General features: G+C 66.4%; 21 protein-coding genes. 13 read left to right on the forward strand and 8 right to left on the reverse strand.

All coding sequences use genetic code 11. The annotated features are described in order from the left end of the window. Positions 1-8: 8 nt before the first annotated feature. On the forward strand, positions 9-1,415 hold the full coding sequence (locus LX81_RS02480; protein WP_234822462.1) for a hypothetical protein: 1,407 nt from the start codon (positions 9-11) through the stop codon (positions 1,413-1,415). 102 nt (positions 1,416-1,517) lie between these two features. Here the strand turns inward: LX81_RS02480 and LX81_RS02485 are convergent, their stop codons facing one another. The 5 genes from LX81_RS02485 to chvE form a co-directional block, all read right to left on the reverse strand. Beyond that, on the reverse strand, positions 1,518-2,456 hold the full coding sequence (locus LX81_RS02485) for a Gfo/Idh/MocA family protein (protein WP_211322695.1): 939 nt from the start codon (positions 2,454-2,456) through the stop codon (positions 1,518-1,520). Further along, positions 2,443-4,188 (reverse strand): L-arabinonate dehydratase, encoded by a 1,746-nt coding sequence (araD, locus tag LX81_RS02490; RefSeq protein WP_111535716.1) that lies wholly within the window; start codon positions 4,186-4,188, stop codon positions 2,443-2,445. The genes LX81_RS02485 and araD overlap by 14 nt, the downstream gene beginning before the upstream one ends. Position 4,189: 1 nt before the next feature. Continuing rightward, positions 4,190-5,401 (reverse strand): multiple monosaccharide ABC transporter permease, encoded by a 1,212-nt coding sequence (gene mmsB / locus LX81_RS02495; protein ID WP_111535717.1) that lies wholly within the window; start codon positions 5,399-5,401, stop codon positions 4,190-4,192. Then, on the reverse strand, positions 5,398-6,933 hold the full coding sequence (gene mmsA, locus LX81_RS02500; RefSeq protein WP_111535718.1) for a multiple monosaccharide ABC transporter ATP-binding protein: 1,536 nt from the start codon (positions 6,931-6,933) through the stop codon (positions 5,398-5,400). The genes mmsB and mmsA overlap by 4 nt, the downstream gene beginning before the upstream one ends. A 126-nt stretch (positions 6,934-7,059) precedes the next feature. Beyond that, entirely contained in the window at positions 7,060-8,070 is a 1,011-nt protein-coding gene (gene chvE, locus LX81_RS02505; RefSeq protein ID WP_373280264.1) for a multiple monosaccharide ABC transporter substrate-binding protein, read from the reverse strand. A 207-nt stretch (positions 8,071-8,277) separates the two neighbouring features. Here chvE and LX81_RS02510 point away from each other — a divergent pair, with 207 nt between their 5' ends. From LX81_RS02510 to LX81_RS02545, 7 genes are all read left to right on the forward strand, one after another. After that, positions 8,278-9,252, forward strand: a complete 975-nt coding sequence (locus LX81_RS02510; protein WP_111535720.1) for a LysR family transcriptional regulator — start codon at positions 8,278-8,280, stop codon at positions 9,250-9,252. 89 nt (positions 9,253-9,341) lie between these two features. Further along, on the forward strand, positions 9,342-9,908 hold the full coding sequence (locus LX81_RS02515) for a L,D-transpeptidase (RefSeq protein ID WP_111535721.1): 567 nt from the start codon (positions 9,342-9,344) through the stop codon (positions 9,906-9,908). A gap of 8 nt (positions 9,909-9,916) precedes the next feature. Continuing rightward, positions 9,917-10,909 carry a stealth family protein gene (locus LX81_RS21820; RefSeq protein ID WP_170133828.1) on the forward strand — a complete coding sequence of 331 codons (993 nt, stop codon included), beginning with the start codon at positions 9,917-9,919 and terminating at the stop codon, positions 10,907-10,909. A gap of 90 nt (positions 10,910-10,999) precedes the next feature. Continuing rightward, entirely contained in the window at positions 11,000-12,430 is a 1,431-nt protein-coding gene (locus tag LX81_RS02530; RefSeq protein ID WP_111535723.1) for a cytochrome ubiquinol oxidase subunit I, read from the forward strand. A 6-nt stretch (positions 12,431-12,436) separates the two neighbouring features. Further along, positions 12,437-13,456 carry a cytochrome d ubiquinol oxidase subunit II gene (gene cydB, locus LX81_RS02535; protein ID WP_111535724.1) on the forward strand — a complete coding sequence of 340 codons (1,020 nt, stop codon included), beginning with the start codon at positions 12,437-12,439 and terminating at the stop codon, positions 13,454-13,456. Then, complete coding sequence (locus LX81_RS02540; RefSeq protein ID WP_111535725.1) at positions 13,457-13,552, forward strand: DUF2474 family protein; 96 nt, start codon at positions 13,457-13,459, stop codon at positions 13,550-13,552. A 70-nt stretch (positions 13,553-13,622) separates the two neighbouring features. Further along, on the forward strand, positions 13,623-14,738 hold the full coding sequence (locus LX81_RS02545; protein WP_170133829.1) for a transporter substrate-binding domain-containing protein: 1,116 nt from the start codon (positions 13,623-13,625) through the stop codon (positions 14,736-14,738). A 4-nt stretch (positions 14,739-14,742) separates the two neighbouring features. Here LX81_RS02545 and LX81_RS02550 read toward each other — a convergent pair whose 3' ends face one another. Beyond that, the gene (locus tag LX81_RS02550; protein ID WP_111535727.1) at positions 14,743-15,399 is read right to left on the reverse strand and encodes a peroxiredoxin; all 657 of its coding nucleotides are present in this window, start codon (positions 15,397-15,399) and stop codon (positions 14,743-14,745) included. A gap of 274 nt (positions 15,400-15,673) precedes the next feature. Further along, positions 15,674-16,315, reverse strand: coding sequence for an RluA family pseudouridine synthase (locus LX81_RS02555; RefSeq protein WP_111535728.1), 642 nt, complete (start codon positions 16,313-16,315; stop codon positions 15,674-15,676). Positions 16,316-16,480: 165 nt separating this feature from the next. Between LX81_RS02555 and LX81_RS02560 the strand changes: the two genes are divergently transcribed. From LX81_RS02560 to LX81_RS02575, 4 genes are all read left to right on the forward strand, one after another. Further along, a complete protein-coding gene (locus LX81_RS02560) occupies positions 16,481-16,831 on the forward strand; it encodes an STAS domain-containing protein (protein ID WP_111535729.1) in 351 nt (116 codons plus the stop codon). Then, positions 16,824-17,330, forward strand: a complete 507-nt coding sequence (locus LX81_RS02565) for an ATP-binding protein (RefSeq protein ID WP_111535730.1) — start codon at positions 16,824-16,826, stop codon at positions 17,328-17,330. The genes LX81_RS02560 and LX81_RS02565 overlap by 8 nt, the downstream gene beginning before the upstream one ends. Positions 17,331-17,800: 470 nt before the next feature. Next, a complete protein-coding gene (locus LX81_RS02570; protein WP_111535731.1) occupies positions 17,801-19,381 on the forward strand; it encodes a gamma-glutamyltransferase family protein in 1,581 nt (526 codons plus the stop codon). A 10-nt stretch (positions 19,382-19,391) separates the two neighbouring features. Beyond that, positions 19,392-19,778 carry a rhodanese-like domain-containing protein gene (locus LX81_RS02575; protein WP_111535732.1) on the forward strand — a complete coding sequence of 129 codons (387 nt, stop codon included), beginning with the start codon at positions 19,392-19,394 and terminating at the stop codon, positions 19,776-19,778. A gap of 2 nt (positions 19,779-19,780) precedes the next feature. Here the strand turns inward: LX81_RS02575 and hspQ are convergent, their stop codons facing one another. Continuing rightward, a complete protein-coding gene (gene hspQ, locus LX81_RS02580) occupies positions 19,781-20,107 on the reverse strand; it encodes a heat shock protein HspQ (protein ID WP_111535733.1) in 327 nt (108 codons plus the stop codon). 81 nt (positions 20,108-20,188) lie between these two features. On the opposite strand from hspQ, the gene LX81_RS02585 reads away from it, so the two are divergent. Next, the gene (locus tag LX81_RS02585; RefSeq protein WP_111535734.1) at positions 20,189-21,070 is read left to right on the forward strand and encodes an AEC family transporter; all 882 of its coding nucleotides are present in this window, start codon (positions 20,189-20,191) and stop codon (positions 21,068-21,070) included. Positions 21,071-21,137: the final 67 nt, after the last annotated feature.

Raw genomic sequence — 21,137 nt, forward strand, 5'->3', positions numbered from 1 at the left:
GAACGTCCGTGGCTGACAGCTCGCCCCTCGACCGCCTGGGTGGCACGCTTCTCGTCGCGACGATGGTGCTTTTCGTGAGCTTGGAGTTCACCGGTGCGGCGGTCTTTTCCTATGCCTCCGGCCTGACGGCGCTTCTCGGGCTCGCGGCGTTCACGCCGCGCGTCGCGTGGACGCGCCGCATTTTCGTGATCATCGGGCTCGTCCTCGTGGTGCTTTCCGCCGCGTTGCAACCCGACTGGGCGGCGACGACGCTCTCGGCGCTCGAGCGAGCAGCCTTCATCGGCGCATTCTTCACCGCGCTGACGGCGATCCGCTTCGCCGCGATCGGCGATCCGGGAATCATTGATTGCGGGCGGTTCCTCGCCGGACAGCCGCCGGGACGACGCTATCTTGCCCTGACCCTCGGCGGACACCTGTTCGGTCTGATCCTCATGTATGGCTCGATCTCCCTCCTGGGCGCCCTCGCGACGGACAGTTCCGCCGCCGAGCCCAACGAGGAAGTCCGCGCGCATCGAAGGCGCCGGATGCTCGTGGCGATCCAGCGGGGTTTCATCTCCACCCTAACCTGGTCGCCGCTCGCCTTCGCGGCCGCCATCACGCTGACCATCATTCCCGGCGCGCAATGGTCTGCCGCCCTACCCTTCACCCTGACGAGCGCCCTGATCCTCGCGGCAACCGGGTGGCTGCTCGACACGATCTTCAAGCCGAGGCTTTCCGGTCCGCGCCCGCCGATCGGTCCCGCCGAAGGGCAATGGTTCGCGCATCTCAGGCCGCTCTTCGTGCTCCTCGGAATCATGGTCGTCTCTGTCGGTATCATCCATTTCCTGACGGGCGTCCGGATCATCGGCGCGGTCATGGCGCTCGTCCCGGCCATCGCGCTCGTCTGGATCGCCTTTCAGCCCGACGCACGGGACGGCCGCCTGCGCCACGCGGGAAACAAGGCGCGCCGTTTCGCCTTCGAGGAACTTCCGACGCTCGAGGGCGAACTCGTCCTCCTGATGATGGCGGGGTTCATCGGCACGATGGGGTCGCATCTCCTGGCGCCCGCGGTCGCGGCCTCGGGCCTCGACCTCACCGCGATCCCGACGCCGATCCTTCTCGTGGGTCTCTTCTGGATGATTCCGATCACCGGACAACTCGGGATGAACCCGATCCTGTCGGTCTCCCTGCTCGCGCCCCTCCTGCCCACGCCGGAGGCCCTCGGCGTCTCGCCCGCGATCGTCGTCTGCGCGATCACCAGTGGCTGGGCGCTGAGCGGCGCGACGTCGCCGTTCACCGCATCTGTCCTGCTCGTGGGCGCCTACGGCAAGGTCACGGCATCGCATGTGGGGGTGCGATGGAACGGTCTCTACGCGGGCGCCGCGGGGGTCGTGATCTCCGCATGGATCACCGTCCTGACCCTCCTGGCGGGCTGACCCATCCAATTGCGAAGATCGCCAGATTTTTAGCTGGCCAATTGACCCCCCGCTTGCATCGGGGGAGTGCAACCAGCCGCTGCCCCCTTGTGGGTCACGACTTCATTCGTGAAACGGCGCGACGATGCGACGCTCGCCAAGCATGAAGGCATCCGCGACGTGAACGAAGGGGGAGGTATCGACATCGCTCTGCCCCGCCTCGATCAATTCGGCAAACCGGCGGTAAAGGCCGGGATATTCGCCCGGACCCTCCACCTTCTGCTCCTCCCCGTCGAGAAAGAGCCGCGCGCCCCCTTCGCGCAGGCTCAGGGCACTGTCTGCAGTCTCCACGTCGATGGTCCAGCTCTGCGGCCCCTCCTGCCGCCAGTCGAACTCGGCTTCCACGACCATCCCGCTCGCGCTGGTGAACGAGAGATCGGCGGCGATGGGTGTGTCGCGGTTCTCCGGAAAGCTCAGTACGGCCTTCGTGAGATGCACGGGGCCGGGGAGGATCCCGGTAAGGATCGACAGGGCGTTGATACCGGGATCGAAGACGCCGAGCCCGCCCGGCTCCCAGATCCAGGCCTGCCCGGGGTGCCAGTGCCGCACGTCTTCCTTCCAGGCGATCCGAACGCTGCGGATCGACCTGTCCGAGAGCCATGCCCGCGCTGGCGCGACGCCCGCGGCGTACCGCGAATGCCAGGTCGCGAAGAGCGAGACGCCCTTTGCCCGCGCGAGACGCTCTAGCGTGCCGACTTCGGCCACGCTCGCGCCGGGCGGCTTTTCCAGCATAACGTGGCGCCCCGCGGCAAGCGCCCGTGTTGCCGCCTCGAACCGAGGCACCGGCGGCATGCACAACGAGACGGCCGCGATGTCCGAACGCGCGTCCAGCAGCGACATGAGGTCCGCGTGGTTCTCCACCCCATCGAGTCCGCCGGACCGGCTTACCGTTGCGGCAAGCTCGAACGCGGGTTCTCCGGCGATGGCGGGGACATGCTGGTCGCGGGCGATCTTGCCCACGCCGACGATCGCGACTTGCAGGGGTGGGCTAGTGGCTGTCACGCGGCACCTCGTGCCCGCGGCACCCGCGCAGGAAGTCGAAATCCGCCCCGGTATCCGCTCCTTCCACGTGGTCGTGGAAAAGCTTCGCATAGCCCGAGGCAGGACCGTCGCCCGCGGGGCGCCACGCCTCCAGCCGCTCTGCGAGCTCGTCGCCTGAGATATCGAGATGGAGAAGGCGCTCTTCCACGTCGATCTCGATCATGTCGCCCGTCCGGACCGTCGCGAGGGGACCGCCCACCGCCGCTTCCGGTGCGGTGTGCAGGATCACCGTGCCGTAGGCCGTCCCCGACATCCGCGCGTCCGATATCCGCACCATGTCGGTGATCCCCTTCTTCAGCACTTTCGGAGGAAGGCCCATATTCCCCACCTCGGACATCCCCGGATATCCTTTCGGTCCGCAATTCTTCAGCACCATCACGCAGGTCTCGTCGATATCGAGCGCGTCGTCGCCGATGCGAGCCTTGTAATCGTCGATATCCTCGAAGACCACGGCCCGCCCGCGATGCCGCATGAGGTGCGGGCTCGCCGCCGACGGCTTCAGGACGGCACCTTCCGGCGCGAGATTGCCGCGCAGCACCGCGATCCCTCCGCTCGCGGTCAGCGCCCGCTTGACCGGAAGGATCACGTCCTCGTTCCAGTTGCGGGCATCCGCGACCTCGTCCCAGATTGAACCGCCGGAGACGGTCAGCGCATCCTTGTGCAGCATCCCCGCCTCGCCGAGGCGACGCAGCACCACCGGCAGGCCGCCCGCATAGAAGAACTCCTCCATCAGGTACTTGCCCGAAGGCATCAGGTTCACGATCGTCGGCACGTCGCGTCCAAGCCTGTCCCAGTCGTCGAGCGTGAGATCGACACCCACACGGCCCGCCAACGCGAGGAGATGGATGACGGCGTTCGTCGACCCGCCGATGGCGCCATTCGTCCGGATCGCGTTCTCGAACGCGGCCTTCGTCATCACGTCGGACGGCTTCAGGTCGTCCTTGACCATCTGCACGATGCGCCGCCCGGTCAGCTGCGCCATGACGCGCCGCCGCGCATCGACGCCCGGGATGGCCGCGTTGCCCGAGAGCGCCATGCCCAGCGCCTCTGCCATCGACGCCATCGTGGAGGCGGTGCCCATCGTGTTGCAGGTCCCCGACGAGCGCGACATCGCCTGCTCGGCTTCGAGGAAATCCTCCTGGCTCATCTTGCCGGCCTTGATGTCCTCGCTCATCTGCCAGAGCGCGGTACCCGAGCCCACCCGTTCGCCGCGGAACCAGCCGTTGAGCATCGGCCCGCCGGTGACCACGATCGACGGCAGGTCGGTCGACGCGGCGCCCATCATCAGCGACGGCGTGGTCTTGTCGCAGCCGACGAGCAGCACCGCACCATCGATGGGCTGCGCGCGCATCACCTCTTCCACCGCCATCGCGGCGAGGTTGCGGTACATCATCGCCGTCGGGCGGAACGTGTTCTCCGACGCGGAGAAGACCGGCACCTCGAGCGGAAAGCCCCCCGCCTCCCAGACGCCCGCCTTCACCTTCTCCGCGAGCTCGCGCAGATGCCCGTTGCAGGGGGTGAGCTCGCCCCAGGTGTTGAGGATGCCGATCACGGGCCGGCCGTCGAAGAGGTCGTGCGGATAGCCTTGGTTCTTCAGCCAGCCACGATGGTAGATGTTGTCGCGCGAGGTGCCGCCGTACCATTCCTGCGAGCGGAGCCTCCGGGGCCACTCGGCCGGGGTGAACTTGGCCATTCTAGCCCTTCTTCTTGTTCATGACGTCGAAGATCACGGCGGCGAGCAGGACGAGGCCCTTGATGCATTGCTGCCAGTCGATGCCGATGCCGAGGATCGACATCCCGTTGTTCATCACGCCCATGATGAAGGCGCCGATCACCGCGCCCACCACCGTGCCGACGCCGCCAGCCATCGAGGCGCCGCCGATGAAGACCGCCGCGATCACGTCGAGTTCGAAGCTGACGCCGGCCTTCGGCGTCGCGGTGTTGAGCCGCGCGGCGAAGACGAGGCCCGCGAGCGCGGCCAGCATCCCCATGTTGGCGAAGGTGAGAAAGACAAGGCGCTGCGAGTTGATGCCCGAGAGCGTCGCCGCCTTCTCGTTGCCGCCGATCGCATAGATGCGCCGCCCGATGGTCGTCCGGCTGGTCACGAAGGAGTAGATGGCGATCAGGAGCGCCATGACGATGAAGACGTTCGGCAGCCCTCGGAAACCGGCCATCAGCCAGCTCATGTAGACGAGCGCCACGAAGATTAGCCCGTGTTTCGCCGCGAAGAATGCGAAGGGCTCCGTGGGCGCGCCGGTCTTGGCTTGGCTCATCCGGGTGCGGATCGCGAAGGCGAGGATCGCGGTCGCCACGACGAGGCCGATCACGAGCGAGAAGAGGTTCAGCCCCTCTGCGCCGAAGATGTCGGGAATGAAGCCCGAGGCGATGAGCTGGAACTGCGCGGGAAAGGGACCTACCGACTGACCTGCGAGAAGCCAGAGCGTCAGCCCCTTGAAGACGAGCATTCCGGCAAGCGTCACGATGAAGGACGGGATCCGGAAATAGGCGACCCAGAATCCCTGCGCCATGCCGATCAGGGCGCCCGCCGCGAGGCAGAGAACGGCGGCGAGCAGATAGGGCAGATCCCATTGCACGATCATCACGGCGGCGAGTGCCCCGACGAAGCCCAGTACCGAGCCGACGGAAAGGTCGATATGTCCCGACACGATCACGAGCAGCATCCCGATCGCCATGATGACGATGTAGCTGTTCTGTAGGACGAGGTTCGTCAGGTTGATTGGCTTGAGCAGGATCCCGTCCGTCGCGATCTGGAAGAAGACCATGATCGCGATCAGCGCGAAGAGGATGCCGTATTCGCGCAGATGCCCGCGCAGGAAGGACCAGCTCGCCTTGGCCTGGCTTGCCGTGAACCCGTCGCTCCCCGGATTGGTGCTCGCCTGGGTCATGCCGCTTCCTCCCCCGATTTGATGATCGCCGTCATGATCCGCTCCTGGCTTGCCTCTTCCGTCGCCATCTCCGCCACGAACCGCCCCTCGTTCATCACGTAGAGCCGGTCGGTCACGCCGAGGAGCTCCGGCATCTCCGAGGAGATCACGATGATTGCCTTCCCGGATGCGGCGAGGTCGCGGATCACGGTGTAGATCTCGAATTTCGCGCCCACGTCGATGCCCCGCGTCGGCTCATCGAGGATGAGGATGTCGGGGTCGGCGAAGAGCCATTTCGACAGGACGACCTTCTGCTGATTGCCGCCCGACAGGTTCACCGCCTCCTGTTCGATGGAGGAGGACTTGATGTTGAGACGCTTGCGGTAGCGCTCGGCCACCTCCGCCTCGCGATTGCGGTTGACGACGAGCCCGTCTGCCACGGCTTCGAGCTTGGCGAGCGGGACGTTGCGCCGGATCGTGTCGTCGAGGACAAGGCCGTAGGTCTTGCGATCCTCCGTGACATAGGCGAGCCCCGCATCGATGGCGCGCCGCACCGTCGAGAGATCCGCGCGGGCGCCGCCGATCCACGCTTCCCCCTCGATGCCGGCGCCCCAGGAACGGCCGAAGAGGCTCATCGCGAGTTCCGTGCGGCCCGCCCCCATCAGCCCCGCGATGCCGAGCACCTCGCCCCGCTTCACGTGAAAGCTCACGTCGTCCACGACTCGGCGTTCGGAATGGATCGGATGGCGCACGGTCCAGTTGCGGACCTCGAGCGCCGTCTCCTCTCGCGCATGCGCCACGCGCTCCGGAAAGCGGTTGTCGAGCGATCGGCCGACCATGTCGCGGATGATGCGCCCCTCGCTGATCCCCTCCGCGCAATCGAGCCGGGAGACGGCGGCGCCGTCGCGGATCACGGTGATCGTGTCGGCCACGCGGGAAATCTCGTTCAGCTTGTGAGAGATGAGGATCGAGGTCATCCCCTTCGCCTTGAACTCGAGCAGCAGGTCGAGAAGCTTGCGACTGTCGGTCTCGTTCAGCGACGAGGTCGGCTCGTCGAGGATCATGAGCCGCACGTCCTTCGACAGCGCCTTCGCGATCTCCACGAGCTGCTGCTTGCCGAGACCGAGATCGTCCACGAGCGTCTTCGGGCTCTCCCTGAGCCCCACCTGCTCGAGGAGTTCGGCGGCGCGCGCCTCGGTCCGCCGCCAATCGATGATCCCGCCTCGGGCGCGCTCGTTGCCGAGGAAGATGTTCTCCGCGATCGACAGGAGCGGGATGAGAGCGAGTTCCTGGTGGATGATGATGATCCCGTCCGCCTCGCTGTCGCGGATCCCGCGATAGGCGCGCACCTCGCCGTCGAACACGATGTCGCCGGAGTAGCTCCCGTGCGGGTAGACGCCCGAGAGAACCTTCATGAGGGTGGATTTGCCCGCGCCGTTCTCGCCCACGAGGGCGTGGATCTCGCCCTCCTCGACCGAGAGGCTCACGTTGTTGAGTGCCTTGACGCCGGGGAATTCCTTAGTGATTCCGCGCATTTCCAGAATGGTGGGCATGAGGACGTCTCCTTCCCTCTTGGACCTTCGGGCGCCCCACCGCAGACGCCCCGGGCTCGACCCGGGGCCTCCTCGCAGGTCGCCGTTCAGCGCGGCCCCGGCTCTGCGGCCGGGGCGCCGTGGCGCCTACTCGATCTGGTCCTTCGAGAAGTAACCGCTGCCCACCAGGACGTCCTCCCAGTTCTCCGCCGTCACCGGCACCGGCTCGAGCAGGTAGGAGGGCACGACCTTGACGCCGTTGTCGTAGGTCTCCGTGTCGTTGATCTCGGGCTCGCCGCCTTGCAGAAGCGCGTCGACCATGCCGACGGTCACGCCCGCGAGCTCCCGCGTGTCCTTGAAGATCGTCGAATACTGGTCGCTCCGCAGGATCGCCTTCACCGACGGCACCTCCGCGTCCTGTCCCGTGACGATCGGCATCGCCATGTCGCCCGAGCCGTAGCCCACGCCCTTCAGCGAGGAGATGATCCCGATCGAGAGTCCGTCATAGGGCGACAGGACCCCGTTCAGCGTCTGTCCGGTGTAGTTCGCGGAGAGAAGGTTATCCATCCGCGCCTGCGCGACCGATCCGTCCCAGCGCAGCGTGCCGACGGTGTCCATCCCCATCTGACCCGACGGGATGGTGATAGAGCCGTCATCGATCAGAGGCTGCAGCACCGACATCGCGCCATCATAGAAGAAGTAGGCGTTGTTATCGTCGGGCGAGCCGCCGAAGAGTTCCACGTTCCACGTCTCGGCATCCGGGAAACGCTCCTCGAGCCCCGCGACCAGCGTCTCGGCCTGTTGCACGCCGACCTGGAAATTGTCGAAGGTCGCATAATAGTCGACGTTCTCGCTGTCCCGGATCAATCGGTCATAGGCCACGACGGGGATGTCCATCGCCGCGGCGTTGGCGAGCGCGTTCGTGAGCGTGGTGCCGTCGATCGCCGCGATGACGAGCGCATCGACACCCACGGTGATCATGTTCTCGATCTGCGCGAGCTGGTTCGGGATATCGTCCTCGGCATATTGCAGATCGGTGGCGTAACCCGCCTCCTGGAACTGCTTAACCATGTTGTTGCCGTCGTCGATCCATCGGGCCGAGGATTTCGTCGGCATCGCGATGCCCACCGTGCCCTTGTCCTGCGCCAGCGCGGGCATGGCCACGGACGCGGCCAGCGTCGCGACGATCAGCGACCGTCTCGAAAATCTCATGTTGTCCTCCCATGATGCGGCGTGCGGAGCGAACCGTACGCCGTGGTTCGTCGGCCGCCTCCCTGGATCGGCCGACAAAATCGTTGCCGAACGTGACGGGTTCGATACCACTGGTCAAATAAGGATTGTTCATCTGGATATACCGATCCCATCATGTCGGACGACCGGAACCTATCGCGCGGCGGTGGCGATGCCCTGGTCCGCCGCGGCCTCAAGTTTTCGCAACTCCGTCTGATGGCGGCCCTTCTCGAGACCGGACGGATCGGGGCGGCCGCTGCGCAGTCGGGCATGACGCAGCCCGCGGCATCGCGGCTTCTCTCGCAGCTCGAGAATCTGCTCGGTACCCGGCTCTATGCCCGGCATCCGCGCGGCATCGTCCTGACCGAAGCCGGCCGCATCCTCGCGGAACAGGCCGTGGCCACCCTGGCGGGCCTCGACCAGTCCCACGACCGGATCATCCAGACGGTTCAGGGCGAGCGCGGGCTCGTTCGGCTGGGCTCGGTGACCGGGCCGTCGCTGGAACTCGTCCTGCCGGTCATCCAGCGCCTGCGCACGACCCACCCGGAGATCGAGCTTTCCGTGCAGGTGGAAACCTCCGACAAGCTCGCCGACGCCCTCCTGGCCGAGGATATAGATTTCTACGTCGGCAGGATCCCGCAATCGACCGATGCCCGCCACTTCCGGTTCGACCCGATCGGGTCGGAGCCCCTGACCATCGTGGCCCGCAAGGACCATCCGCTCGCCGCGGAACCGGAGCCCACGCTGCGCGACTGCCTCGCCTTCGAATGGGTCCTTCAACCTCCCGGCGGCTTGATGCGCAGGACGGTGGAGACCTACTTGCTGGCACGAAAGCTGCCCTTGCCCGGAAAGATCACCGCCACCACTTCGATGCTCTTCACCCTCGCCCTCGTCGATCGGACGGATGCCGTTGCCCCCATGGCCGTCGCCGTCGCCGACTTCCTCGCCGGGCGGGTCGCGATGGACGGCCGGCTGATCCGGCTTCCCGTCGCCGGGGATCTAGATGTCGAGACCTACGGGATCGTCCGGGGCGCGAAGACCGCAGCCGCGCCGACGGTCGATCGCGTCATTCGCGGCCTGACCCGGCAGGGGCGCGATCTCGGCCGCTGAGCGATGCACGGGTCACGTGCCTGTGCGCAGACGTTTCCCAATGCCGCCATTGGCGATATAAGCCCATCAACTGACCGGGGATCTAAGCTATGGACAGACGCAACTTCCTGATGACGGGCCTCGCGGCCTTCGGATTGACGGCGACCGGGGCCAGCGCGCAAGCCGCGCTCGTTCCCCCGCCCACGATCGTGCCCCTGCGCGCGCCGCTGCCGCCGAACCAGATCCACGTCTTTCCGGACCATTTCCGCCTCTACCACACCCGGCCGGACTCCACCGCCGTGCGCTATGCCTGCCGGGTCGGGCGCGCCGGCCTCTACGAGCCGGGTCAGTTCTACGTCGGTGCGAAGAAGGAATGGCCGTCCTGGCGGCCCACGCCAGACATGGTGGAGCGGGAGCCGGAACTCTACGCGCAATACGAGGAGGACGGGATGCCCGGCGGCCCCGGCAATCCGCTCGGCGCGCGCGCTCTCTATCTCTTCCAGCCCGGTCGCGGCGACACGTTCCTGCGGATCCATGGCACCAACCAGCCCGGCACGATCGGGCGGGCCGTCTCCAATGGCTGCGCCGGGCTTCTCAACGATCACATCATGATTCTCTATCCCGAAGTACCGATGGACACGAGCGTCGTTCTCTATCCGAAGATGATTGCAGCCTGACCGACGGATTGTCGATCGACGCCGTCATCACCTGGGTCGACGGCGCGGATCCGGCGCATGCGGAGAAGCGTGCCCGCCTTGCCGGAACTTCCGGACATTCAGGCGGGGCCGCGCCGACGCGGTTCACCGACTCGGGTGAGATCTATCTCTGCATCGCGTCGCTTCTGAAGTTCGCGCCCTTCCTGCGGCGCATCCACGTTCTGACGGATGCGCAGAAGCCCGACCTGCTCGATGACTTTGCGACCGTGGGCCTCTGCGCGCCGGACCGGATCGTGCTGGCCGATCACCGCGATGCGTTCGCCGGGCTGTCGGACGCGCTGCCGACGTTCAGCAGCCGCAGCATCGAGTCGACCATGCATCGGCTGCCTGGGCTTGCGGAACGGTTCGTCTATCTCAACGACGACATGCTCCTGACCGCGCCCGCGACCCCTGACGACTTTTTCCGCGAGGGACGTCCGGTGCTGCGCGGGATCATGCGGAAACCCGCCGCGCGGCGCGGGATCGGACGTCTCACGGCAACCCTGCGCGCGCTTGCCCGGCGGCCGAACAGGCGTGCCGGACATGAATACTCGCAGGAAATGGCCGCGGCGATGGTCGGGTTCACCGATGCCTTTCTTCGGGTGCCGCATTGTCCGCATCCCCTGCGCGTCTCGGTCATCGAGACGGCCCTTGCGGATCGGCCGGGATGTCTCGAACGGCAGGTTTCCCACAGGTTCCGCGCGCGAGAGCAGTACTCCCCGATAGCCTTCGCCAATCATGTGGAGCTCTCGCTCGGAACGCCGCATCACCGGCCACCCGAAATGGCCTATATTCGCGGCCCCGAAGACCTGCCGTCCGGGCTTGAGCGAATCAGGTCCGGCGCCGTAAGCGTTGCCTGTCTGCAAAGCCTCGACGCCTATCCCGAGGCGGCGCGGCGCTCGGCCCTGCGCTATCTGGCAGAGGTCCTCTCCTCGCATCTCCCGCCACGGATCGCCGCCCGGCTGACAGGTGCCGCGGCCTGATCCCCTCGGACAATTTGGCGCTTACGACATCATTGGCTCCGCGAGCGCACCGGCATACTCTGACCGGGCCCCCTACTCCCGGAGACCGCCATGGACCTTACCTTCGGCCAAGAGGCCCTGATCCTCGCCCGGATCCAGTTCGGGTTCACCGTCGCGTTCCATTTCCTGTTCCCGGCCTTCTCGATCGGGCTCGCGAGCTACCTCGCGGTCCTGAACGGCATGTTCCTCTGGACGAAGGACGAGGCGTATCTCCGCCTCTTCAAGTACTGGCTCAAGATCTTCGCGATCAGTTTCGCGATGGGCGTCGTCTCGGGCATCGTCATGTCCTACCAGTTCGGCACGAACTGGTCGGTCTTCTCCGACCGCGCGGGGCCCGTGATCGGACCGCTCATGGCCTACGAGGTCCTGACGGCGTTCTTCCTCGAGGCGGGCTTTCTCGGCATCATGCTTTTCGGGCGGGAGAGGGTTGGACCGGGGCTGCACATGACGGCCTGCCTGATGGTCGCCATCGGCACCGCGATCTCGGCCACCTGGATCCTGTCGGTCAACAGCTGGATGCAGACGCCGCAGGGCTTCGAGTTGAGCGACAACGGGCAATACCTGCCTGCGGATTGGTGGGCGATCATCTTCAGCCCCTCCTTCCTGCCGCGCCTCTTCCACACCCTGACCGCAGCCTACCTCACCACCGCGTTCATCGTCGGCGGGGTCGGTGCCTGGCACCTTCTCAAGAACCGCTCGCGCAATCCGGGCGTGCGCACGATGTTCTCGATGGCGATGTGGATGGCCGCGCTCGTCGCGCCGCTGCAGATCTTCTTCGGCCACGAACAGGGCCTCAACACCTACGAACACCAGCCTACCAAGGTGCTCGCCATGGAGGGGCATTTCGAGACCTACGAGGACGGCATCCCGCTCATTCTCTTCGGTATCCCGGATCAGGAGGCGGGCGAGATGCGTTATGCGCTCTCCATCCCCAAGATCGGCGGCCCGATCCTCGGCAAGGGCTGGAACGCCTCGCTCGACGGGCTTGATACCATCCCGAACGAACTCGAGCCTCCCGTCGCGATCGTCTTCTGGACGTTCCGGGTCATGGTGGGCATCGGCCTCCTGATGCTGGGCGTGGGCCTCTGGTCGCTCTGGTCGCGCTGGCGGGGCGAACTCTATCACGACGTCTGGCTGCACCGTGCCTGCCTCCTCATGGGGCCATCGGGGCTCGTCGCGGTCATCGCCGGCTGGATGACGACGGAGGTGGGTCGCCAGCCCTACGTCATCTACGGCGAAATGATGACGGCAGACGCCGTCTCCCCCCTCGGGGCGCAGGCGGTGGCGGCCTCGCTGGTGGCCTTCGTCCTCATCTATTTCGCGGTGTTCGGCGCGGGCTTCCTCTATCTCCTAAAGCTCATGTCCGATCCGCCGGCGCTCGGACAACGCGGGCCGGAGGAGGAATCGGGGCCGATCCGGACCGCGGGCATCACCCCCGGCAACGTCGAATTTCCCGACAGCAGCAGGCAACCGGCGGAGTAGCGCGACATGGAAATCAGTTTCGACCTGACGATCGCATGGGCCCTCGTGCTGGCCTTCGCCGTCTATGTCTACGTCGTCCTCGACGGGTTCGACCTCGGCATCGGCATCCTCTATCCGTTCTTTCCCGAAAAGGAAGACCGCGATCTGATGATGAACACGGTCGCGCCGGTCTGGGACGGCAACGAGACCTGGCTGATCCTGGGCGGCGGCGGGCTCTTCGCGGCCTTTCCGCTCGCCTACGCGATCATCATGCCGGCGGTCTATCCGCTGATCATCGCGATGCTTCTCGGGCTCGTCTTTCGCGGCGTCGCCTTCGAGTTCCGCTGGCGCGCGGATGGCGGTTTCTCCACCTGGTTCTGGGACGGGGCCTTCATCGGCGGCTCGACCGTCGCGGCACTGACGCAGGGCATGATCCTCGGGACGCTCCTGCAGGGGATCGAGGTCGATGGCCGCGCCTATGGCGGCGGGTGGCTCGACTGGCTGACGCCCTTCACGGTTCTCTGCGGCGTGGCGGTCGTCTGCGGGTATGCCCTGATGGGCGCGTGCTGGCTCAACTGGAAGATCGAGGGGAGGCTGCAGCACCGCATCCGCGTCCTCGCACGGACCTTCGGCTTCGCCACGGTGGGGTTCATCGGCGCGGTGAGCCTCGCCACGCCCTTCCTCGAACAGGCCTACTTCGAGCGCTGGTACAGCTTCCCGCAGATGCTCGAGGTCGCGCCGGTGCCGATCGTCGTCGTGGGCCTCGTCCTCTGGCTCGCCAAGGAGCTCTTCGACGAGCGCAACGACTGGATGCCCTTCGCGATCACGCTCGCGCTCTTCCTGCTCTGCTTCATCGGCCTCGGGGTCAGCATGTGGCCCTACGTCATCCCGCCCGAGATCACGCTTTGGGAGGCGGCGAGCCCGTTCAGCTCGCAGCTCTTCATGTTCGTGGGTGCGATCATCCTGATGCCGATCATCCTGGCCTATACCGGCTATGCCTACTGGGTGTTCCGCGGCAAGATGAAGCCCGGAGAAGGGTATCACTGAATGATCCGGCGCCTCGCCTGGTTCGTCGTCATCTGGGCGGCCAGCGTCGCGACACTCGGGATCGTGGCCTATGCGATCCGCCTCGTGATCCTCTGACCTCCGGCCGTTGACACAGGAGCGCGCCTTCGCAGACTGCGACCCCATGCGCATCGCCCGGAGGTTCCCGATGATCCGTCTCCTCGCTTTCCTCACCCTGCTGCCCGGCCTTGCCCTCGCGCAGGAGGATACGCCCGCCACGAGCCAGCCGGCGCTCGCGGGCCCGCTCGAGGAGGAGATGCCGGGAGAGTTGATCATCGCGACGCGCGAGGCGCCGCCCTTCGCCTTTCGCGGACCCGACGGCGCGTGGACGGGCATCTCCATCGACCTTCTCCGCGTCATGGCCGACGAGCTCGACTTCACCTATGCGCTGGAGGAGGCCGAGCTCGCGGAGATGATCGCGGGAGTGGGCGACGGGCGTTACGACGCCTCCATCGCCGCGCTCTCGATCACGCCCGAGCGGGAGGAAGTCGTGGACTTCACCCATCCCTTCTATTCCACGGGATTGGGCATCGCGGTCGACACGGGCTCGTCCGGCGGCTGGTTCCGCGTCCTGCGCAACATCTTTACATGGCAGTTCGGTGCAGTCCTCGCGGGTCTTTCCGCCGTGCTCCTTCTCGCCGGCGCGGCGATCTGGGCCTTCGAGCGGCGCGGCAACAACGAGGAGTTCCGGCGCGAGCCCGTGCGGGGCCTGGGCGACGGGTTCTGGTGGGCGGCGGTGACAATGACGACGGTGGGCTACGGCGACAAGTCGCCCCGCACGCTCGGCGGGCGGATCGTCGGGCTCATATGGATGTTCACCGCGATGATCATCGTCGCGAGCTTCACCGCCGCCATCGCAGCCGCGCTCACCGTCGGCCAGTTGGGCGGCCGCGTCGCCGACGCCTCCGACCTCGCCTCGAGCCGGGTCGGCGTCGTCGAAGGGTCGTCGGGGGCGGAAGAGATGCAGGTGCGCCGCATCTCCACCCGCCCCTATCCTTCGACCGGGGACGGGCTCGCCGCGCTGGCGAACGGCGAACTCGACGCCTTCGTCCACGACCGCCCGCTTCTGCAATTCCTGATGGAAGAGGACTTCCAGGGCCGCGTCCGCGTCCTGCCGGAACCGATCGGCCGGCAGGATTACGGCATCGCGCTCCCCGAAGGATCTGAGCTCAGGGAGCCGATGAACCGCGCGCTTCTCGCCTATGTCCGGTCCGAGGATTGGGGCGACGTGGTCGCCCGCTACATCGGTTCCGACCCGCGCTGACCGATCAGCCGGGCTGCCGCGTCGTGCGGATATAGGGCAGCCCGCTCTCGAAGCCGCCGAACCGTTCGCGCGCCTCGTCGTCGCTGACCGCGGGGGTGATGATGACGTCGCCGCCCTGCACCCAGCCCGCAGGCGTCGCCACCTTGTGCTCCGCGGTGAGCCGGATCGAGTCGAGCGCGCGCAGGATCTCGTCGAAGTTCCGCCCCGTCGTCATCGGGTAGGTCATCGAGAGCTTCACCTTCTTGTCGGGCCCGATGATGAACACCGTCCGCACCGTCTGGTTGTCGGCGGGTGTACGCTTCGACGGATCGCCCGAGGCTTCGGCCGGAAGCATGTCATAGAGCTTGGCGACCTCCATTTCCGGATCGCCGATCATGGGATAGGCGACCTCGTGGCCGGAATAGGACGCGATGTCCGATTTCCAGCGGTGGTGGTCGTCCACCGGATCGACGGAAACGCCGATGATCTTCGCGTTACGCTTGGAGAACTCCTCCGCCATGCCCGCCATCATCCCGAGTTCGGTGGTGCAAACGGGCGTGAAATCCTTGGGGTGGCTGAACAGGATGGCGTAGCCGTCGCCCATCCAATCGTGAAAACGGATCTCGCCTTCGGTGCTGTCGGCCGTGAAGTCGGGGGCGGTGTCGCCGAGCCGGAGTGCCATCTGCAATATCCTCCTGTCATTGTGGTTAACCGAGATATAGGGGCGCGCCGCCGTCGCGGAAACGGCCTGGCGCAACTCGGGCCCGATCTTCACGCATCGGACCATGGCACGAACATGCGTTCGCCGAGCCTTCAGGGGCGATGACGATTGTTCGCGCCGCGGAGCGAAACATGTCCGACGAGGGCGGATGCGCGTGTAGTTGGAGCCGGAATTTCGGCTGCCGCGCCGCCATACTTAGCTGCGCGCCCGGATCGAACGCCGCGTTCCCTTCGGGCTAGAACGGACAGGGCGACACGAAACCGATCCGGGCCCCACCGTTCGGGTGGCGCAAATCGAGCGCCGTGGCGTGCAGCATCATCCGGGGATGAGCATCCACCGTTTCCTCGGCATAAAGGGTATCACCCAGGATCGGATGACCGAGCGCGAGAAGATGCACGCGTATCTGGTGCGACCGACCGGTTTCGGGACGGAGCGACACGCGTGTCTCGCCCGGTGACCGGCCGACGACGTTCCAGAAGGTCCGCGCCGTCCGTCCCTCGGGATGCACCATCTGTCGCGGGCGATTGGGCCAATCGGCCTTCAGGGGAAGATCGACGCACCCCTCCTCCGGCCAGAGATCGCCCGCGACCCGCGCCTCGTATCTCTTGGAGAGATGGCGGCGCTCGAACTGGAGGCCGAGATGACGCTGTGCCTCGCGGCTTCGGGCGAAGACCATCACGCCCGACGTGTCGCGGTCGAGCCGATGGACGAGCCGCACGCGCGCATCCTGTTCCTCGAGCCGCGAGAGCAGGCAATCGGCCAGCGCGGTCGCCTTCCCCGGAACGGTCAGCAGCCCCGCCGGCTTCGCGACGAGAAGCAACGCCTCGTCGCGATGCAGGATCTCTATCGGCCCGTGGGGCGGGGTGTAATCCGGCATGTCCGAACCCTCCGGCCGCTCATCGAACGGCGCTTGGTGGGCGAATTCTTCCTTGCGGGCAAGCGCCGAAAATCCATTCCGTCATGTCGAATTATCTTTTGGATATTAAGAATGCATTCAACCTGTGGGGGTACCGATATGTCAGGACGACGAGAGGGCCACCAAATGCTTATAGAAACATTCCGCTCCGAAGAAGCGACCCTGGTCCATGTCCTCGAAGAGCGGATCGACGCGGCCGTTGCGGTGCAGTTCAAGGATGCGATGCGCGACCTTGCCTCCGAGGGCAATCGCCGGGTCATCCTCGATCTCAGCTGTGTCCAGTTCCTCGACAGCAGCGGCCTCGGCGCGGTCATCGGCGCGATGAAGCAGATGCCGCCCGACGCGAAGATGGAACTCGCCGCGATGACGCCCGCGGTGGCCAAGGTGTTCCGCCTGACCCGCATGGACAGCATCTTCACGATCCACGAGACGGTGCCGCCCTCCGTTCTCGGTTCCCCGGACACGGCCCATGCCTAGGATCCAGATCGACATCGCGAAACCGTCCCGTCGCGAGGAGGCCCGACGAATCACGGGCCACAACGAGTTGCGGGTGATCTTTCCGAACACGCCGCTTGCCGTGCGCGACGCGCTGCGCACGACGATGGGCGGTCTGCAGCATCTTCAACTGACCGAGGACGAGGCCGGCACCGTCGAACTCGTCCTTGCGGAGGTGATGAACAACATCGTCGAGCACGCCCTGGCCGGTCGCGAGGACGGCATGGTGGAGCTTCAGATCAGCCACGGCCCCTCCGGCCTTCGGTGCTGCGCCTACGACGACGGAATCGCGATGCCCGGCAACAGGTATCCGGTCACGTCCCCGCCTCAGCCCGACGTGCCGCTGCTCGATCAGGCGGAGGGCGGCTTCGGCTGGTTCCTGATCCGCACGCTCGCCGAGGATCTCGAATACATACGGGAGAACGGGCGCAACTGCCTGAAATTCCGCCTCGCCGTCGGACGGAACCTCCGCGCGAGCTGACACGCATCCTGCCCGCCCATCGGTTATCGGCGCGCCCGGAAGGCATAGTGAACGCACCACCTCGGGCGCCGCGCGCAAAACGCGGGCGCCCGCAGGCCTTCGTAGCGATTGCCAGCCGGCACGAACGCCGTTGTCCCCTTCGCCGATCGTCGGGAGGGAAACGCCGACCCGGCGAACAGCGCCGCCTTCTCTCCACTTCCCCCAAATCATCCGCAAAACCGAAGTGCTCCCAGGTCGGACGTGTCGCGATCCGGCCCGAGATCGCCGCTTCGATCCCGGCGGCGAGGATCGTCACGCTCGGTGCGATGAAGATCAACGCGCGCAGCATGGACCCGATGCGGCAGACGCCATCCCTGCGCGCCGGCGAGAGTTTTCCCGCCGGGCCATGACGCGCCCATATGCCGGACAATCGGATTGGCATTGCCGGGCGATCCACCTACCGTCGCCCGCAGGTAACAGACGAGAACGAAATGCGCGACTTTCAACTGCCCGGACGATCCGAGGTCATCGCCGCGAACGGCCTCTGCGCGACGTCGCATCCGCTCGCTGCGAAGGTCGCGATCCAGACCCTCGAGGCGGGCGGCAACGCCGTCGACGCGGCGCTGGCGGGCGCCGTCCTCCTCGGCATCTGCGAGCCGCAGATGACCGGGATCGGCGGTGACCTCTTCGCGCTGATTTCGCCGGCCGACGGTGCGGAGATCGTGTCGCTCAACGGCTCGGGCCGCGCCCCTCGCGCCACGGATGCGAACGCCTTGCGCTCCGCTGGCCATTCCGTGATGCCGCTGCGCGCCGCCCATGCCGTCACCGTGCCGGGCGCAATCGACGCGATCTGCCGTCTCTCCGCCGATCACGGCCGGATCGGTCTCGCCGCGACGCTCGCACCGGCGATCCATTATGCCGAAGCCGGCGTGCCCGTCGCCGCACGGGTGGCCTTCGATTGGGGGAACGACGCGGAGACGCTGCAGGGCGCCGCGCGGCAGCATTATCTCTTCGACGGAAAGGCGCCGCGGCCGGGGCAGGTCTTCCGTGCGCCCGGCCAGGCGGAAGTCCTCCGCCGCGTCGCGTCGGAGGGCCGCGCGGGCTTCTACGAGGGCGAGGTCGCCGACGACATGATCGCCGCGCTCAACGCGCTGGAGGGCGTCCACCACGCCGACGATTTCGCGGCCGTGGAGGCCACTTACGGGGCACCTGTCTCCGGCCCCTATCGCGGCGTCGAGCTAGTGGAGCATCCGCCGAACGGCCAGGGGGCGACCGCGATCCTGATGGCGGGCATCCTCGCACAGTTCGACCTCGCCTCTCTCGACCCGTTCGGCGCGGAGCGGGCCCATATCGAGGCGGAGGCGGCGAAGCTTGCCTACGACGCGCGCAACCGCTTCCTCGCCGATCCCGACCATGCGCCCCGTGCGGCTCACCTCCTCGACCCGGAAACGGCGAAGAAGCTTGCCGCGCTCATCGATCCGGACCGGGCGATGGCCTCCCCTACGGAGATCTCCGAAGCCGTCCACCGCGACACCGTCTACATCACCGTGGTCGACCGCGACCGGATGGCGGTTTCGCTCATCTATTCGATCTTCCACGGCTTCGGCTCCGGCATCGCGTCTGAGAAATTCGGAATATTGCTGCAGAACCGCGGGGCGGGCTTCTCCCTCGAGGAGGGGCATCCGAACGAGGCGGGACCGGGCAAGCGACCGATGCACACGATCATTCCCGGCATGATCCGACGCGACGGCCAGCTCGAGATGCCCTTCGGCGTCATGGGCGGCGCCTATCAGCCGAACGGACATGCGCGGTTCCTGTCGAACCTCGTCGATTACGAGATGGATCCGCAGGCGGCGATCGACGCGCCGCGATCCTTCGCGGACAAGGGCGAGCTGGCCGTCGAACGCGGATATTCCGACGCGGTGCGCGCCGCACTCGAGGAGAAGGGCCACAAGGTCGTGATCCCGCGGACGGCGATCGGCGGTGCCCAGGCGATCCGCATCGACCGCGGGAACGGCGTGCTCGTTGGAGCATCCGACCCGCGCAAAGATGGCTGCGCGCTCGGTTACTGAGGAGAATACGATGCCTAGAATTCCCGTCGCTGATCTCGTCGCGTCTGCCAAGGCGGAAATCCGCACGATCCCGCTCGGCCGTGCCCGCGAGATGGCCGAAGCCGGCGAGGCGCAGCTCGTCGACATCCGCGACATCCGCGAGCTGAAGAAGACCGGCCGCATCCCGGGCGCGGTGCACGCGCCGCGCGGGATGCTTGAATTCTGGATCGATCCCGAAAGCCCCTATCACCGCGAGGAACTCGCGACGGACCGTACGCTGGTCCTTTTCTGCGCGGGCGCGCAACGCTCCGCGCTCGCCGTGAAGACGCTGAACGACATGGGGTTCGACAACGTCGTGGAGATGGAGGGCGGCTTCACCGCCTGGGAGCAGACGGGCATGCCGGTCGAGAAGGACTGAGATCAGTTCAGCTGGAAATGCAGCGGATACGTGCCGTCCTCGATCTCGCCGAAGATGTCGCCCAGATCGGGGTGATCGACCGGAACGCCCGAATAATCGGCAATCAGGTTCTGCTCGGAAACATAAGCGACGTAATAGGTCTGATCGTTCTCCGCGAGGAGGTGGTAGAACGGCTGGTCCTTCGAGGGACGCGCCTCCTCCGGGATCGATTCGTACCATTCCTCGGAATTGGCGAAGATCGGATCGACGTCGAAAATCACCCCCCGGAACGGATGTTTCCGGTGGCGAACGATCTGTCCGAGATGGAATCGGGCGCTGCTTCTCAGCATCGAAATCTCCTTGCCCGCGCAGCCTAGTCCCTCGCGGCGGCGAGTGTCCATCGCCGAGGTCCGGTCGGGAGGAAACACAGTGTGAGCATCGTTCAGACAGTCGCCGAGATCGTGGCCCCGGTCTTCCTGCTCGCGGCGACGGGCTTTGTCTGGGTGCGCGCGGGCTTCGACTATCCCACCGTCTTCGTCACCCGGCTCGCGATGAGCCTAGCCACGCCCTGCCTCGTCTTCGCCGCGCTGATGACGTCGGAGATCGATCCCGCCGCCCTGGGCGACATGGCGCTGGCCGCGCTGGTGGCGTATGCCGGCATGACGGTCGCGATGACGCTCCTCGTCCGGGTCTGCCGCCTCGACCAGCGCACCTATCTCGCCCCGCTCATCTTCGGCAATACCGGCAATCTGGGCCTTCCCCTCGCGCTCTTCGCCTTCGGTGATGCCGGGCTCGGCTACGCGGTCGCGGTCTTCGCGGTCACCTCCGTCGCCTCCTTCACCTTCGGCATCTGGCTCGTCTCGGGTGGCGCCTCGATGACGAGCTTCCTGCGCGAGCCGCTGGTCGGCGCGACGCTTCTGGGCGCGCTCTTTCTCTGGCAGGGCTGGCAGACGCCGACCTTTCTCACGAACGCCATCGAGCTTGTCGGGCAATTGGCGATCCCACTCATGCTGATCACGCTCGGCGTCGCGATGGCGGGGCTCAGCCCGCGGAGCCTCCGCCGCCCCACGGGCCTCGCCCTGGCGAAGGTCGGAGCCGCGGCCGCGATCGCCGGCCTCACGGGCCTCGCGCTCGGCCTGCCGGCCACGGCCTTCGCGGTTCTCGTCTTGCAGGTCTCCACGCCCGTCGCGGTGACGAGCTACATGCTGGCGCGCAAGTACGGCGCGGATGCCGATGCGGTGGCCGGGCTCGTGGTCGTCTCGACCCTGCTCAGCGTGATCGCGCTTCCCGTCCTGCTCGCCTTTTTGATCTGAGCCACGGCCAAATCGTTTGGCGCGCGGTGCGGGATCCGGTAGAGTACGGCAAAACAAAAGAAAATCG

The organism is Palleronia aestuarii, from assembly GCF_003253995.1.
Lineage (GTDB): Bacteria > Pseudomonadota > Alphaproteobacteria > Rhodobacterales > Rhodobacteraceae > Palleronia > Palleronia aestuarii.